This window comes from Chryseobacterium sp. Bi04, from assembly GCF_918698085.1.
Lineage (GTDB): Bacteria > Bacteroidota > Bacteroidia > Flavobacteriales > Weeksellaceae > Chryseobacterium.
This window is the reverse complement of the sequence record NZ_CAKKLP010000001.1, coordinates 396,730-415,533: the sequence shown is the minus strand read 5'-3', so window position 1 is coordinate 415,533 and position 18,804 is coordinate 396,730. Positions and strand designations below refer to the sequence as shown.

The 18,804-nt window shown below is 39.9% G+C and carries 1 protein-coding gene (only partly in view); it reads right to left on the bottom strand.

Annotation, left to right across the window (positions count from 1 at the left end; all coding sequences use genetic code 11):
- On the bottom strand, positions 1 to 18,804 hold the start of the coding sequence (locus LQV47_RS01870; protein WP_230033193.1) for a non-ribosomal peptide synthase/polyketide synthase. The gene continues 25,449 nt to the left of window position 1, outside the view; 18,804 of the gene's 44,253 nt are visible here — the first part of the coding sequence; it begins with the start codon at positions 18,802 to 18,804; the stop codon falls past the left edge of the window.

The window sequence follows — 18,804 nt, the reverse complement described above, 5'->3', positions numbered from 1 at the left end:
TCCCAGAATAGCCGTCAGCATATCTTCTGAACGTTCTAAACATAATGGAACAAGGTCATCAGGCTGAAGGTCGTAAGTTTCAATAAGGTAATGAGCCAAACGGTTTGAACGATCATTAAGCTCACGGTAAGACAACCTTACATCTTGATAAACTACGGCTATGTGATCCGGAGTTCTTTCAACCTGGGCTTCAAATAATGCCTGAATTGTTGTGTCACTCGCATAATCACTTTCTGTAGACCATAACCCTGATAACTGGGTGTATTGGTCCTGAGGAATAAGGTTGAGTTCAGATAATGTAAGATTTTCCTGCTGATTAATTCCTGCGATCTGATCAAGCATAAACAGATAAGAATTCATCATATTTTTAACTGTTTCTTTTGAATAAACAGCTTTAGCATAGTTGAACATTCCCTGTAAAGTCTCCCCTATATCATTGATCATCGTGGTAATATCAAATTTGGCCACCTGATAGTCTACATTTCCGTTAAAAGGATGAAGTATCGTCGTTTCATTTTCAGACGGAGCAGCTTCTTCACCAAAGCTTTGAAGACCAAACATCACCTGGAAAACCGGATGACGGGAGGTGTCCTGTTCTACTCCCAGCTCTTCCACCAATCTTTCAAATGGAAGATCCTGATGAGACTGGGCCTCTGTCACCGACTGAGCCACCTGTAGGATGAAATCTTTTACCCTTTGGTCCGGATCAATGTTTTCTCTTAATGCAAGCGTATTCACAAAGAACCCGATCATGTCTTCAAGTCCTACATGGTGTCGGTTGGCAATAGGGCTTCCTACTATGATATCGTCCTGTCCGGAATAGGCTGAAAGTGTCAGGTAATATCCACCCAATACTATGCTGTATAAGCTTACCCCAAGATCTTTCGAAAGGTTTTTTAACCTTAATGTCTGTGCTGCATCCAGGCTAAAGTACAGATTTTCTCCATCATAAGATATTTGTGACGGTCTCTTGAAATCTGCTGCTAAATCAAGGTTTTGGAATCCGCTTAATTTATTTTTCCAATAGCTGATCTGCTGGTCAAGACGTTTTCCTGTAAGATAATTACGCTGCCATAAAGCAAAGTCTTTATATTGAATTTTTAAATCAGGAAGCTCATGCGGTCTCCCTTCTGTAATGGTATTGTAAATATGGATTAATTCTTTTAAGAATACTTCTGTAGACCACCCGTCAAATGCAATATGGTGTATGACAACAGACAGATAGTAAGACCCTTCTAATTTGAAAATATGGATATCTACCGGTAATTCTTCTTCCAAACGGAAGATTTTATTGGCTACACTGCTTACTTTTTCTTCAAGCTCCGCCATTGTCTTCACCTCATGCTGATGTATGGCTGGGATATCATCTACCACAGACTGCCATCCTATTCCGTTATCGGTAGTACGAATGACTGAACGAAGTACCTCATGACGCATTATGATAGCGTCTAAAGCTTTACACAGTATTGAAATATCTGTTTTTTCATCCAAACGGAAGATCATCGGGATATTATAAGCACTGCTTCCACCCTCATAATTCTCTATAAACCAGAGTCTTTCCTGTGCAAAAGACAGTCTTTGTTCTTCCGGAGTACTGACTTCTACAGGAGTAATCGTAATCTGTTCTCCTCTGGTATTTTCATCTGCTAAAATATGGGAAAGAGAAGCAATTGTTTTATGACTGAAAATCATGGCTACTTCTACTCTTATATCCAGCACCTGCTTGATCTTACTGATCAGCTTTATGGCCATGATACTATTTCCTCCCAATCTAAAGAAGTCGTCATGAATACTGATACTTTCAGCATCAATCCCTAATACTTCGCCATAGATACGAGATAGTTTAGTCTGTAATCCGGTTTCAGGAGCAACATAATTTTTGCTTCCTGTAAACTCCGGTTCCGGAAGTTGTTTTCTGTCCAGTTTTCCATTGATTGTTAATGGCAAGGCTGTTAAATGAACAAAAGCACTTGGCACCATATATTCCGGTAAGCTCGCGGAAAGATATTCCGAAAGAAGGTTGGAATCAATCTCTACCTCTGATACATAATATCCTGCCAGGTATTTTAATCCTGCTTTATTTTCTTTAGCCAGAACAGCGACCTGACGGATGCCAGGGTAATCAAGCAATATATTTTCAATCTCGCCTAGTTCGATTCTATACCCCCTGATCTTCACCTGGAAGTCATTTCGACCCACATATTCAAGCTCACCATTGGATAACCAGCGTACTAAATCACCCGTTTTGTATAAACGCTTGTTTTCTCCTTTTCCTTTTTGCGCTAGCGTTTGGAATGGATTGTCAAGGAAGCGTTCTTCTGTCAGCTCTGGCTGGTTTAAGTAACCTCTGGCAATACCTGCTCCCCCTATATAAAGCTCTCCTACAGCACCCACAGGAACAGCACGATGTTGGCTGTCAAGAACATATGCTGTAGTATTTGCTATAGGCCCACCGATATTCAATGGATTGTTGTCTTCTTTGTAGTAGTGTAATGTAGCACAGACCGTTCCTTCTGTAGGTCCATACTCATTAACAAGAATGATATCCTCTATATTTTTATCCAAAGCAGGGAAACTCTCTCCTCCGGCAAAAATCAGCTTCAGGTTGGTTCCGTTGTCTACCACTTCTCTCAATAAAACCGGTGGAATAAATGAAACTTCTATATTATTTTCTTTAATATACTCATTAAGCCCGCTTACTGATGTTCTAAGATCATTGCTGTAAAGCCATAATGTATTTCCATTACACAAGACCGGGAAGGCCTCATACACAAAAGCATCAAATACATAATTTGAGTAACAGCCCACTTCCTGAAATTCTTCAAGTCGGTGAGCCTTAATCATTGATTCTATAAGGTTTATCACTCCCGAATGTTCTATCATGACTCCCTTAGGAAGTCCCGTTGTTCCACTGGTATAGATGACGTAGGCCAGATTGCCGGAATTGACTTTAGTAACAGGGTTTTTAGACTCTGCTATTTCAAGCTGTGCTTTAAGACTGACATTATCCAGAGATAATAGCCCTATATTTTCTAAACCACTTATCTTTTCTGCAGATTTTTCTTCTGTAAGAACTATTGTAGCATTAGTATCCTGAAGGATATGTTTTATTCTGTCCACAGGATACGAAGGATCCATTGGCACATAAGCAGCTCCCGCTTTCATTACTGCAAGAACCGCAATCAGCATATGCTCTGAACGATCTAAGCATAAAGGAATAATATCATCAGGCTGAAGATTGTACGTTTCGATCAGATAATTAGCCAGGCGGTTTGATCTCTCGTTCAGCTCGCTGTAAGAAAGTGTAACATCCTGATATACCAGCGCTGTCTGATCCGGGGTTTTCAACACCTGATTTTCAAATAACTGATGTACCGTCATTTCTGACTGATAGTCTTTATGTGTGGTATTCCACTCTTCCGTTACTTTTTTATACTGTTCCTCTGGAATAAAATGGAGCTCTGAAAGCCTGATATCTTTCTGTCCTTCCGCCTCTGCTATTTGATTCAGTAAAAATTCATAGGAATGGATCATATTACTGACGGTCTCTTTTGAGAAAACCGCTTTAGCGTAATTGAACATTCCATGTATATTTTCTCCACCATCATCGATCATTGTCGTCAGGTCAAACTTCGCAACCTGATAATCTATTTCTCCATCAAAAGGATAAAATAAAGCATCTCCGTTATTTTCAGAAGAAGCATCTCCTCCAAAGTTCTGCAATCCGAACATCACCTGGAAAACCGGATGTCTGGATGTATCCTGTTCTACTCCTAATTCTTCCACCAGTTTCTCAAATGGAAGATCCTGATGAGACTGGGCTTCTGTTACAGATTTTGATACCTGAAGAATAAAGTCTTTAAGGCTTTGCTCGGCATTTATTTTTTCTCGTAGTGCCAATGTATTGACAAAGAAACCGATGATATCTTCAAGACCGGCATGGTGACGGTTCGCAATAGGACTTCCCACTACGATATCATCCTGTCCGGAATACGCCGAAAGCATCAGATAATATCCACTCAACATTACACTGTACAGACTTACCCCAAGTTCTTTTGAAAGATTTTTTAATTTTTCTCCCTGTTCAGCATTCAGACTGAAGTATAGATTTTCTCCTTCGTAAGAGATCTTAGAAGGTCTCTTGAAATCTGTAGCCAAATCCAGGTTCTGGAAATCATCAAGTTGATCTTTCCAGTAACCAATCTGCTGATCAAGAAGCTCTCCTGCAAGATAATTACGCTGCCATAAAGCAAAATCTTTGTACTGAAATTGTAACGCAGGCAGCTCAGAAGCATTGTCTTTATTAATCAGAGATCTATAAATCGTTTGTATCTCTTTGAGGAATATATCAGTAGACCATCCGTCAAAAGCAATGTGATGAATTACCATCGACATATAATGTTGCTCTTTGAGCTTGAAAATATTGATCTCTACAGGAGTTTCTTCATCCAGACGGAAGATTCTGTTGGCACATTTATATATGTGCTTGTCTAATTCTTCTCTTGTCTCTACTTCCGTTATTTTGAATTCCGGAATAAGATCTGTAACCACCTGATATCCTGTTCCATCTTCTGTAGTCCGGATTACCGAACGAAGGATCTCATGGCGCATGATCACCGCTTCAAGAGCTTTACACAGGATTGAAACATCCGTTTTCTGATCCAGAAGTGCTGTCATTGGGATATTATACGCACTGCTCCCTCCTTCATACGTTTCTATGAACCAAAGTCTTTCCTGTGCAAAAGATAATCGTTGTTCTTCCGGAGAATCAATGGCTACAGGAGTGATAATAACCTGTTCATCAATACTATTTTCTCTCAGAACTTTTTCCAGAGAGGCCACTGTTTTATTACTGAATACCATGGCTACATCTACCTGTAACGCAAGGTTCTGTTTAATTTTGCTGATCAGTTTTATAGACATGATACTGTTTCCTCCGAGACGGAAGAAATCATCATGGATACTGATACTATCTGCATTAATACCCAGTACTTCTGCATAGATCTGACAAAGCTTTTGCTGAAGTTCATTCTCAGGAGCGGTATATTCGCCCCCTCCGATAAATCCAGGCTCAGGAAGCTGTTTTCTGTCAAGTTTTCCATTGACAGTAACAGGAAGGGTTACAAGATGTACAAAAGCCACAGGTACCATATATTCAGGTAAGGTTTCTGACAGGAAGTCTGAAAGCAGATTTGAATCAATTATAGAATCAGCCACATAATATCCGACAATATATTTCAATCCGGTATTATTTTCCTTTGCAAGAACTGCTACCTGACGAATTCCCGGATATTGAAGAAGTCTGTTTTCAATTTCACCCAATTCAATACGGTATCCTCTTATCTTCACCTGGAAGTCATTTCTACCAATATATTCTATGTTTCCAGCCGGAAGCCAACGAACAAGATCTCCTGTTTTATAAAGTCTGGCATTCGTATTTTTAGCCTTTTGGTCTTCTGTCTGGAAAGGGTTTGTAATGAAACGTTCCTGGGTAAGTTCCGGGCGGTTTAAATACCCTCTTGTGATACCCGCTCCCCCAATGTAAAGCTCTCCCAAAGCCCCTACAGGAACCGGGATCATATGCTTATCAAGTATATAGGCCTTCATATTTCCAATAGGACGCCCGATACTGTTCATACTTTGATCCGTATTAATTACAGACGTGACCGTCGTTTCCGTTGGTCCGTAGCAATTGATTAGCGTAAAATGCTTGTTTATTAATTTTGCATACAGATCGTTGGTAAGAGCCTCTCCCCCAGACGCTAGTCTTGTAAGGCTTTTAACCCTGGTAATGTCAATATTCTGTAATACAGAAGGTGTAAGGTTGATATAGGAAGCATTATTATCATTAAGTATTTTCAAAAATACTTCTTCATTTAAAAAAGTTTTATCTTTTATAAACAACAAAGGATTTCCATTTAAAACAGCCATTAATATCTGTTCTATGGATGGATCAAATACATAGTTAGCAAATTGATAAATAACATCTGATTCTCGCAGTTGATAGCGGGAATACACATCCTTAATCAAATTTATTATATTCCTGTGTTCCACCATCACCCCTTTTGGCATTCCTGTTGTTCCACTGGTGTAGATGACATAGACAAGGTTGCTGGAGGTAAGTTTTGTGATCGGGTTTCCGGAGTCTACATTTTTAATTGTTTTTTTGAATGCCTCTCCATCCAGGGATACAGCTTCTAAATTTTCTATATTTTGTACCCTATTCAGGGTATTCTCCTGAACTAAAACTACTTTGGCGTTCGTGTCTTCCAATATATATTTTATTCTGTCTAAAGGAGAAGACGGATCTATTGGAACATAGGCTGCTCCTGCTTTTATTACCCCTAAAATAGCAATCAACATATCCTCAGAACGTTCCAAACATAACGGAACTAAATCATCCGGCTGAAGGTCGTATCTCTTGATCAGATAATTTGCTAACCTATTTACTCTTTCATTAAGCTCACGGTAAGTTAATTTAATCTCCTGATATAGTAATGCTATATTATCAGGAGTCTTCTCAACCTGAATCTCGAATAGTTCAGGAACTGTAGATGTATTTGGATAGGAAAAGTCTGTATCATTCCACTCCTCCATTATTTTTACAGATTCATGCAATGTAATATAAGACAGGTCTTTCAGTTCGATTTCAGGATTTTCCAAAAGCTGGCTAAGGATTGTTTTCATTCCTTCGATAAGCCTTTCCATCACAGAATAATCGAAAAGATATCCTTCAAAATTCAGGGTCAGGGAAACTTCTTCTCCGCGTTCATAGGCTACTATTCCCAACGGATAATCAAGCTTCTCTACAGAGTCCATGAATACAAATCCTAACTCATTACCCTCACCTCCTTTAGGTACAGGATAGTTCTCATACACAAATAAACTGCTGAAGATCCTGCGTCCATCATGGTGCAATGCTGCAAGGTTAATGTCACTGTGCGTATTGAGCTCACTGATCCTATTCTGAATCTCTGTGATCTGATCCACAACCCGGCCATCTGCATGGCTCACAATCAATGGCAGTGTGTTGATATATAATCCGGCTGAAGATTCTATTCCATCAACAGGTAAGCTTCTTCCTGAAACCGTTGTCCCTACAACACTTGTTCCTAAGCCACTGTAAATACTCAGCTGCTTATGCCATAGGTATTGTAAAACAGCATTCACCGTAAAGCCTTGCTCTTTAGTGAAGGCCTTCAACGTATGGTACTGATCTCCCTCGATCTGCATTTTTATATGCTGATGATCCTGGATATGACGGTAAGTTCCTAAATCAATATGACGCTGGTCTTCTTTTACTAAACTGCTCAGATCTTCCTGGTCTTCCAGTAAGCCCATATACGTATTCCAGAACTCTGCACCGTCCTCTTTGTGGGTTTGAAGGTACTGCTGGGTTAAAGCATACGCAGAATCGGAAGCCAGTGAGATCTCCTTCCCTTTAAGCTGACCCAGGTAATGATCATGAATGCTATTGAGGATAACAGGCATACTCCAGCCATCTAGAATCGCATGGTGATTACTGAATAAACAGCTGTAATGGCTATCTCCTCTTTTGAACAGATACACCCTGAAAAGACTGCCCTTGGTAAGGTCATACACCTCAAAGCGGTCCTTCTGGGTAATTTCTCCGATCAGGGACTCCTGAGATTCCTTACTCATTCCACTAATGTCCTGGTAGCGCCAGTCTACTTCGCCTTCTTTATCGATAACCTGTACGATCTCGCCATTCCAGTCAAAACGTAGTCTCAACGAAGGATATGCAGCCTGGGTACGTTTCCAGGATTCTTTTAACTTTTCTTCATTAATTTTACTATGGTAGTCCCAGATCAATTGTACTCTGTAGGCATCATCTTTATCGCCCTGGTTCAACGCATGGTACACAAAGCCTTCCTGTAAGCTGTTCGCTAAATAAACCCCTTCAATTTCCCCTTTCTCCTGAATACCAAATAGCTGTTCCTGCTCTACAATATAGTCTATATCGGATGGAGTCAGAATGCTTTTACTTTCCTTTGAAAGCTGATCTACAATAGTTTCTATATTGGCTTTCAATCGTTCTGAAAAGCGATTAATCTCTTCTTCCTGAAGGTAGCCTGCAACACCAAATTTAAGGTGTCCGTCTACAACAGCTCCATTGATACTGATCTGATTATTATCTTTATTTCTTTTTCCAACACTCAAACCACTATCTTCGGAAGCAATCGTCCAGTTTTTGTCACCAAGCTCCTGATCCAGCTGCCCTAAGTAATTAAAGCTAACCTTAGGTAACTCACGCTCTGTATAGCCTATCAAACTACCGTAACCAATTCCGTTGTTCGGGATGATTCTCAAAGCTTCTTTAGTGGAAACAACAGTATCTCTTAGATTCTTTTCCCTTTTCAGAAGCAATGGATACATCGTGGTAAACCAACCTACGGTTTCCGTAATATCAAGATTACCTGATATTTCTTCACGACCATGACTTTCCAATAAAACAGGATGAATATCTTTTCCACTTAATTCTGAAAGAGTAACGGATAAAGCTGAAAGTAACAAATCATTGATCTGCGTATGGTATGCATGATTGGTTCCTCTAATCAGCGTTTGAGTCATCTCTTTGGATAATTTCAGCTCACTGTAGTGTTGATCTTTGATCATGAACTGATCCAGACCTTTGTTGTTCTTTTCTACATTATTTGCTGTTGTATTCCAGAATAAAAGTTCCTGGGCTCTGGATTCCGGATTTTCTGTTTTATAGCTTCGCACAGCTTCCACCCATTGTCTGTAGCTTGTCCCTTTTGTATGGGCAGCAATATATTCTGTATCTTCCTTTTCAAGGGATTGGTAAATATTCTTTAAATCTTCGGTAATAATCCTCCAGCTTACGGCATCGATAATCAAATGGTGAAAGGCAAAATAAATCCTTGCGCTGCCATCCTGATAACCGCTGATATAGCCGATCTGATACAATGATCCGTTTTCAATATCAAACTGAGACTGCCACTCTGTAAATACATGAGACCGTTCTTCTGAATTTAATCCGGAAGCATCCAGATAATTGACTGAAGGAACATCTGCTTTTCCATATTGTTGAATGTATTTTCCATCTTCTCTATGATATTGAAGTCTAAGTGCATCGTGTCTTTCGATCAGACACTTCACTGATTCTTCCAGAAGTTCTTTCTTTAGAACAGGCACATAAAGTAAAAAGGCCTGGTTCCAGTGATTGAAATCTTCCAGAAAGCCTGCTTCTTTCTGACCGAAGAACCAATCCTGAATTGGCAAAAGAGCAACTTCTCCTTCCAGCACTCCCTGTTCCGTCAAAATGCGGATATCCTCAGTATCTTCTTTACTTTCTATAAGTAAAGACAGAGAAAAAATAGTCCTGGTAGTGAATACTTCCCTAACTGTCAGCCTGATATTTAATTGTTGTCTGATTCTTCCTACCAGCTGGATACTGATGATACTGTCTCCTCCTAATCGGAAGAAATCGTCTTCGATACTGATCCCTGTAGCATCAAGACTCAAAACATCACCATAGATCTGGCATAGCTTAACCTGAAGATCGGTTTGGGGAGCAACATAATCTTTGCCTCCTGTGAACTCCGGTTCCGGCAATTGTTTCTTATCCAGTTTTCCATTGATCGTTAATGGCAAGGCTGTTAAGTGTACAAAAGCACCTGGTACCATATATTCCGGTAAACGCTCTGACAAATGTTCTGAGAGTAAATTGGAATCAATCTCTGTATCTGATACATAATATCCTGCAAGATATTTTAAGCCTGCTTTATTTTCTTTCGCCAATACTGCCGTCTGACGAATTCCCGGATAATGAAGTAAGGTATTTTCAATCTCGCCTAATTCAATTCTGTAGCCTCGGATTTTTACCTGGAAGTCATTTCGACCAACATATTCCAGCTCGCCATTAGCTAACCAGCGTACTAAGTCTCCCGTTTTGTATAAGCGGCTGTTTTCGCCTCTTGCTTTTTGGGATAATGTCTGGAATGGGTTATCAAGGAAACGTTCTTCTGTTAAATCCGGGCGGTTTAAATAACCTCTGGCAATTCCGGCTCCTCCGATATAAAGCTCTCCTACAGCGCCCACTGGAACCGGTCGCATATGGTCATCCAACACATAAGTCGTCATATTCCCAATAGGACCTCCAATATTCAACGGGTTACCATCTTCCTTATAATAATGCAATGTTGCACACACTGTGCCCTCGGTTGGACCGTAGGCATTAATAATATCCACTCCTTCGGCTTGGTAAAGAGCCATCAATTGTGGATTTGTTATATCCCCGGCTACCATAAGCTTTTCTAAAGGTAAGGTATAGTCTTTAGTCAATAGAACCGGTGGTATTGTGGCAATGCTGATGTTATTTACTGCTATATATTCCTGTAATCCTGCAATATCAGTCTGTCTCTCTTTATCCAATACATAAATACTGTGACCATGGGTAATCACAGGATAAAGTTCTGCAACATGGGCATCAAAGACGTAATTGGCATACCATAGACAGTTTTTGTAAGCCGTTCCATCAGAAATAAGATCCAGATCTTTAGCAAATTGCTTGGTCAGGTTGGAAACACCTTTATGTTCGATCATTACTCCCTTAGGAAGTCCTGTTGTTCCACTCGTGTAAATGACATAGGCAAGGTTACCTGAATTCACCTGGGTAACAGGATTACTTGAATCTGTGAGTTCAAGCTGTGCTTTAATATTTACCTCATCTAAAGCGATAAAATCTACCCCCACATCTCCCAGCTTTTCGGCTGTACTTTCCTGACCTAAGACAAGTTTTGCGTCAGTATCCTGAAGAATATGTTTTATTCTGTCTGCAGGATAAGAAGGATCCATCGGGACATAAGCTGCACCCGACTTCAGAACTCCTAACATTGCAATCAGCATGTTCTCAGAACGATCTAAACATAAAGGAATAATATCGTCAGGCTGAAGATTGTAAGTTTGGATAAGATAGTTGGCCAAACGATTTGCTTTCTCATTCAGGTCTTTGTAGGACAGTTTAATATCCTGATAGACTAAAGCAATATGATCTGGGGTCTTTGCAACCTGATCTTCAAACAGCCTATGAATGGTTTTTTCAGATGAATAATCAGAAACCGTATTATTCCAGTCTTCTGTTATTTTTTTATAATCATTTTCCTCTAAAAGACGAAGATCATTGATTCTGGTATTTTTAGCTTCTGCATCACTCATCCGGGCCAATTGCTCCAGAAGCCACACATAAGTATCTTTTAATTTTATAATGGTATCTCCATTGAAAAGAGATACAGCATAGTTAAACATTCCGCGGATGTTTTCTTCACCATCATCTATCATGGTGGTCAAGTCAAACTTCGCAGCCTGATAATCAATTTCTCCATCAAAAGGAGAAAATAAAGTTTCGTTATTATCAGAATTTCCTCCGAAACTCTGAATTCCAAACATCACCTGAAAGACAGGATGTCTGGAGGTATCCTGCTCTACACCCAATTCTTCCACCAGCTTCTCAAATGGAAGATCCTGATGAGACTGGGCTTCTGTTACAGATTTTGATACCTGAAGAATAAAATCTTTAAGACTCTGTTCAGGATCAATACTTTCTCTTAACGCCAATGTATTGACGAAAAATCCGATCATGTCCTCAAGACCTGCATGGTGACGGTTGGCAATTGGGCTTCCCAATACAATATCATCCTGCCCCGAATACGCAGAAAGCATCAGGTAATATCCTCCAAGCATGACACTATTCAGACTTACTCCCAAATCTTTGGAAAGCTTTCTCAGACCAGAACCAGTCTCAGAAGAAAGATTAAAGTACATACTAGCCCCTTCATAAGAAATATAGGAAGGCCTTTTATGATCTAAAGGCAGATTGAGAGATTCAAAACCGTCAAGGGTATTTTTCCAGTACTTGATCTGCTTTTCCAATACCTCTCCGGCAAGATAGTTACGCTGCCATAGCGCAAAGTCTTTGTACTGAATCTTTAAGCCTGGCAATTGAGAGTCCTTACCTGCTTCAAAAGCTTCATAAGCTGCCTGTATTTCCTTTAAAAATACATCTATTGACCAGCCGTCAAAAGCAATATGATGAACAACTACAGACAGGTAATAATGCTCTTTCAGCTTGAAAACATTAATATCGACAGGGAGTTCTTGCTCCAAACGGAAAATCTTGTTGGCCGATCTGTTTATATTCTCTTCCAATGCTTCCCTGGTCTCTACTTCTGTAATTGTAAACTCAGGAATAAGGTCTGTAACCACCTGGTAGCCCATTCCTTTCTCAGTAGTCCGAATTACAGAACGAAGCACTTCGTGGCGCTTTACCACCGCTTCTATAGACTTTTGAAGAAAATCTAATTTTATTTTTTCTCCCAGGCTGAAAGCCATCGGAATATTATAGGCACTACTTCCTCCTTCAAAAGCTTCTATAAACCACAGTCTTTCCTGGGCAAATGACAGACGCTGCTCTTCGGGTGAAGAAAATACTATCGGTATAATAATTAGCTGCTCATTCACTTTGGAGTCTGATTCCAGCACCGAGCTCAAAGATGCAATGGTTTTATGGCTGAATACGGAAGCCACCTGAATCTGGAATTCCAACTGATTCCTGATTTTACTGATCAGCTTGATCGCCATGATACTGTTACCACCCAACTTGAAGAAATCATCATGAATACCAATAGTATCACTATTTAATCCCAATACCTCTCCATAAATATGACATAATTTTTCCTGCAACTCATTCTCTGGCGCTGCATATTCCATACTTGCTGTAAACTCTGGCTCAGGAAGCTGTTTTCTATCGAGTTTTCCATTTATAGTCAATGGAAGATATTCAAGATGTACATAAGCATGGGGAACCATATATTCAGGCAATGATTCTGCCAGAAATTCCGAAAGCAAAGAAGATTCTATAGGAGTATCAGATACATAATATCCGGCAAGATACTTCACGCCGGCGGTGTTTTCTTTGGCTAGTACAACTGCCTGGCGAATTCCGGGATACCCCAGCAATGCGGTTTCAATTTCTCCCAGCTCAATTCTATAGCCACGGATTTTCACCTGGAAGTCATTACGTCCCAGATATTCCAGGTCACCATTGGGAAGATAGCGAACAAGGTCCCCGGTTTTGTATACTCTATTATTCTTTCCTCTGATTTTCTGTACTTCCGTTTGGAAAGGATTCGAAATAAATCGCTCAGCAGTCAGTTCCGGTCTGTTCAGGTATCCGCGGGCAATTCCGTCTCCACCGATATAAAGCTCTCCTACGGCTCCTGGAGGAACCGGACGATACAGGTTATCCAGTACATAGACAGAGGTATTTCCAACAGGACGTCCAATCAAATGTACATCTCCATGATATACCTGTTTATAAGTAGCATAAATTGTAGCTTCGGTAGGTCCATAAAGATTGTAAAGGGTGGTGTGCTCAGACCAGTATTTTCCGGTTTCATAATCGCACGGTTCTCCTGCATAGAGCAATCCTTTTAGGTTCGGATATTGTATTTTTGGAAGTACGGATAGCATTACCGGTGGTAAATAAGCATAAGCTATCTGATGATCCAGAAGATAGCTGCTTATTAAATCTGCATCCTTTTTAGTAGCCTCATCTAGCAAATGCAGCTCATTTCCAAACAATAAAGTATTGAAAAATTCTGATACAGATACATCAAAAACATAGGAAGTATAAGCTGTTATTTTCTTTCCTTCACTGAATCCGTATGCATCTCTTACCTGGCTCATCACATTCACTACATTTCTGTGCTCTATCATTACTCCTTTAGGCATTCCGGTCGTTCCACTGGTGTAGATGACATAGGCTAGATTGTTTGCCCCGGTTGTGGTCACCGGATTTTTTGCATCTATTTTACCGATAAAGGTTTTGAATGTTTCCTCATCAATAGATATTCCTGCTACCTGGTCTAATCTTCTTACCTTTTCTAATGTTCTTTCCTGGGTAAGGACTATTTTTGCTCCGGTATCATCAAGAATATGTTTTATTCTGTCTGCAGGGTATGCCGGATCCATAGGCACATAAGCTGCACCTGCCTTTAATACGGCTAAAATTGCAATCAGCATGTCTTCTGAACGCTCTAAACAAAGAGGAACAAGATCATCTGATGTAAGCTTATAATTTTCAATAAGATAATGAGCAAGTTGGTTTGCTTTCTGATTCAGTTCACGATAAGAAAGCTTACTATCCTGATATACTAAAGCTATATGATCAGGTGTTTTTTCTACCTGATCTTCAAATAACTGATGTATTGTCTTTTCTTCAGGATATGCCACCCCAGCCGTATTCCATTCTCCCGTTATTTTTTGATGATCCTCTTTTGTTATAAGGGTCAGATTCTTTACAGTATTGTTTTCTGTTCTATTTACAATGTTAACAAGCTGCTTCAGGAAAAACAAGTACGAATCTATCATGCGCATAATCGTTTCTCTGCTGAAAAGAGATGCCGCATAATTGAAAATTCCCTGGATATTGTCTCCATGATCATCAATCATCATGGTCAGGTCAAACTTGGCCGACTGATAGTCTATATTCCCATCAAAAGGCTGGAGAACGGCTTCATGATTTTTAAAAGAGGTTCCGCCATCAAAGCTTTGAAGCCCAAACATGACCTGAAAAACAGGGTGTCGGGACATATCCTGTTCTACTCCTAATTCTTCTACCAGTTTCTCAAAAGGAAGATCCTGATGAGACTGAGCTTCTGTAACCGACTGGGCCACCTGTAGAATAAAGTCTTCAATCGTCTGGTCAGGATTAATTTTTTCTCTTAAAGCCAGCGTGTTTACAAAGAACCCTATGATGTCCTCAAGACCCACATGGTGACGGTTTGCAACAGGGCTTCCCACTACAATATCATCCTGCCCGGAATAGGCAGATAACATCAGATAGTAGCCACTTAGCATCATACTGTATAAACTCACTCCGAGATCTTTTGAAAGATTTCTCAGTTCTGATACCAGATCTGCCGGCAGGTCAAAGTATTGTGTCGCCCCTGCATAAGAAATATGGGCGGGCCTTTTAAGATCCAGAGGAATATCCAGTGTTTGGAAACCAGCAAGCTTATTTCTCCAGTAAACGATTTGTTGATCGAGTCTTTCCCCTGTCAAATAATCTCTCTGCCATAATGCAAAGTCTTTGTATTGTATTTTTAATTCAGGGAGATCAGGATTTTTCCCTTCAGAAAGAGACTGATAAATACTGCATAATTCTTTGATAAAAATATCAGTAGACCATCCGTCAAAAGCAATATGATGAATTACAACTGACAGATAATTACGGTTTTCGAGATTGAAAACATTGATACTCATTGGGAGCTCTTCTTCCAGGCGGAAAACTTTATTTGCTGCATAGTTAATGGCTTCATCAAGCTCTTCTCTGGAGTTTAATTTTCTCGTATAGATGGGAGGTTCCTGGCTGGTTATAACCTGATATCCCTCTCCGTCTTTTGTGGTACGAATAAGGCTTCGCAGCACTTCGTGGCGCTGAGTCAGTGTTTTAAAAGATTCCTGAAGAAGCTCAGTTTGAACATTTTCACCCAACATGAAGATCATGGGGATATTGTATGCATTGCTTCCTCCTTCATAGGTTTCTATAAACCAAAGTCTTTCCTGAGCAAAAGATAAGCGTTGCTCTTCGGGTGAAGATACCAGTACAGGATTGATTACAATCTCTTCAGCCTGACTGCTTTCTCCATTGAGTATATGAGACAATGATGCGACTGTTTTATGGCTGAATACCATGGCCACATTCACCTGAACATTCATCTCTTGTTTGATCTTGCTGATCAGTTTGATCGCCATGATGCTGTTTCCTCCCAATCGGAAGAAATCATCGTGGACACTGATGTTTTCAGCGGCAAGCCCCAACACTTCACCGTAGATTCGGGATAATGTTCTCTGTAACTCATTTTCTACGGCTACATATTCTCTGTCTCCGCTGAATTCCGGTTCAGGAAGCTGTTTTCTGTCCAGCTTTCCATTGATCGTTAATGGTAAAGAGGTTAAATGAACAAAAACATTCGGTACCATATATTCCGGTAAAGATTCTGACAGGTATTCCGTAAGAATTTCATTATCAATATCTTCTTCTGATACATAATATCCGGCAAGGTATTTCATCCCTGCACTGTTCTCTTTGGCTAAGACTACCGACTGTTTTACTTCAGGATATTGAGACAAACGGTTTTCGATCTCTCCCAATTCTATTCTGTAACCCCGGATCTTTACCTGGAAGTCATTTCTCCCAATGTATTCTATATTGCCATCCGGAAGCCAGCGTACTAAATCTCCTGTACTGTACAGTCTGCCATTTTCTCCCTTCCCTTTCTGTTCTTCCGTTTGGAATGGATTGACAATGAAACGTTCTTCGGTCAGATCAGGTCTGTTTAAATAGCCTCTTGCTATTCCGACTCCGCCAAGGTAAAGCTCGCCTACGGCTCCCACAGGAACTAAATGAAGATTTCCATCCAGCACATAAGCGGAACTGTTTCCTACAGGACGGCCGATCAGATGTACATCGCCATGTTCTACCTGTTTGTAAGTGGCATAGATCGTTGCTTCGGTTGGTCCGTAAAGGTTATACAACACTTTTTCTTCTGACCAGTATTTTCCCGTTTCATAATCACACGGTTCTCCTGCGTATAATAACCCTTTTAATGAAGGATAATCCACGCGGGGTAGAACCGACAGCATGACCGGTGGTAAATAGGTGTAAGCAATATCATTAGAGATTAGGTATCTGCTGATGGCATCGGCATCTTTCTTCGTTTCTTCATCCAGCAGGTGAAGTTCGTTGCCATACAGTAAACTGTTGAAAAACTCGGATACGGATACGTCAAAAACATACGACGTATAAGCCGTTATTTTCTCTCCTTCACTGAAACCATAAGCCTCTCTTACCTGAGAAACTACATTCACTACATTTCCGTGTTCCACCATCACTCCTTTTGGCAGTCCCGTGGTACCACTGGTATAAATAACATACGCCAGATTATCACCTTTAGCTTCGGTAACCGGGTTCAATATTTCCTGTGTTGCCAGAATGGTTTGGAAAACAGAATCGTTTATAGAAATTGGTGTCACTGAAGGTGTCACTTTTTCTATAGTACTTTCTTCGGCAATAACAATTTTGCTGCCTGTATCTTTAAGAATATGTTCTATTCTGTCTGAAGGATAAGAGGGATCCATAGGAACATAGGCTGCTCCGGATTTTAATACTCCTAAAATAGCAATCAGCATATGTTCTGAACGTTCCAAACATAATGGAACCAGATCATCCGGTTGAAGTGCATAAGTTTTTATCAGGTAATTTGCCAAACGGTTCGAACGCTCATTAAGCTCTTTATAGCTCAGTTTAGCATCTCCATAAACCAACGCAATCGCTTCAGGCGTCCTTGATGCCTGAGATTCAAATAACTCATGAAGGGTTTTATCAGATTCAACAGGATCTATCACATTCCAGAAAGTAACTGTATTTTGGTAAGAATCATGGTTTAACAGTTCATAGTTTGTGATCTGTTTTTCTACTTTCCCTTCCAGTAAATCTTCCAGTATTTCAATAAACAGCCCCTTATAAATGTCTACAAATCCTGTAACCAGTCTGACATCAAGTTTTTGATTGGCATAACGGACTTTAAAATTAACCTGTCCATCTCTTACCTCCTGCTCAAATGATAATTTTCCTACTAAATCAACATTCAGGTCACTATTAATAATTACATTGCTGGCTCCTTCATAATGAATAACCACATCCTTAAGACTGGTCTGAACAAATCCAAATTCCAATATATTTGATGTAGGTGCGTGGCTGATAAGCTCTTCAATAGGAAGATACCTGGCCTTACTTTTCTTCAGCAGATGGGTATACTCTAAATTTTGCTCTACAAGATCCTGAAGAGAAGATTCTTTATGAAATCTATACCCCTTCACAATAGTATTGATGTGGGCTCCAAAAATAAAATCCTGCCCCTCGGTAATACCAACAGGATAGTTGATCACCAGGTTATCTATTCCGGAAATTCTATGAAGCAAAACAGCTAACACCAATTGCCCAAATGTATAGGGCGTAAGTTTATATTTTGATGTTAGTTGTCTTACCTTAAGAAATACAGGCTCAGGAAAATTAAACCGGAGTTCACTTACCGGATTGGTAAGAACCGGAACTTTCTGTTCAAGATCTGAACGAACTAATTCTGAGGTCTGTAAAAATTTAAATCCAATATTTTCTACATCTTTCAGACTATTCTCCCAGAAATTAGACATTTCGGCTTTCCCACCTGTCAATATATCATCAAACTGACTTCTCAGTTTTTCATATAATTTTTTCTGCTCTGCAAGGCTAATCGGGTTTACATAGCTAAGATCATTGTAGAAGGTACTGAGTTCTGCATAAATACTGTTAGCACTTAGACCATCAACAAGAATATGAGAAAATATATGAATAATCCTATATCCTCCATTATCAAGTTTAATCGCATAAAATCTTGCCAGCTGGTCTTTCTCAAGATCAAACGGCTGTAGGGCAAGCTTTAGTACCTCTTCAGAGCTGGGCTCTTTGGCAATAAACGTTAATATCTGAGCATCTTCAGAGAGCAGCGGTCTGTGTTTCCAGACTAAGTTTCCCGATTCACCAATAACATTACTGTTGAGCAGTAAATTGTTGTTGACAAACCGGACTAAGCTTGAATTCAGTCTCTGAATATCTATATATCCGGACATTGACTGGTCAAAAATAATGTTGTAGTCACTTCTGGATGGATTCAGGATCCATTCATTGTAAAAGGTAGATTGGTAAGGTGTTAAATTCAT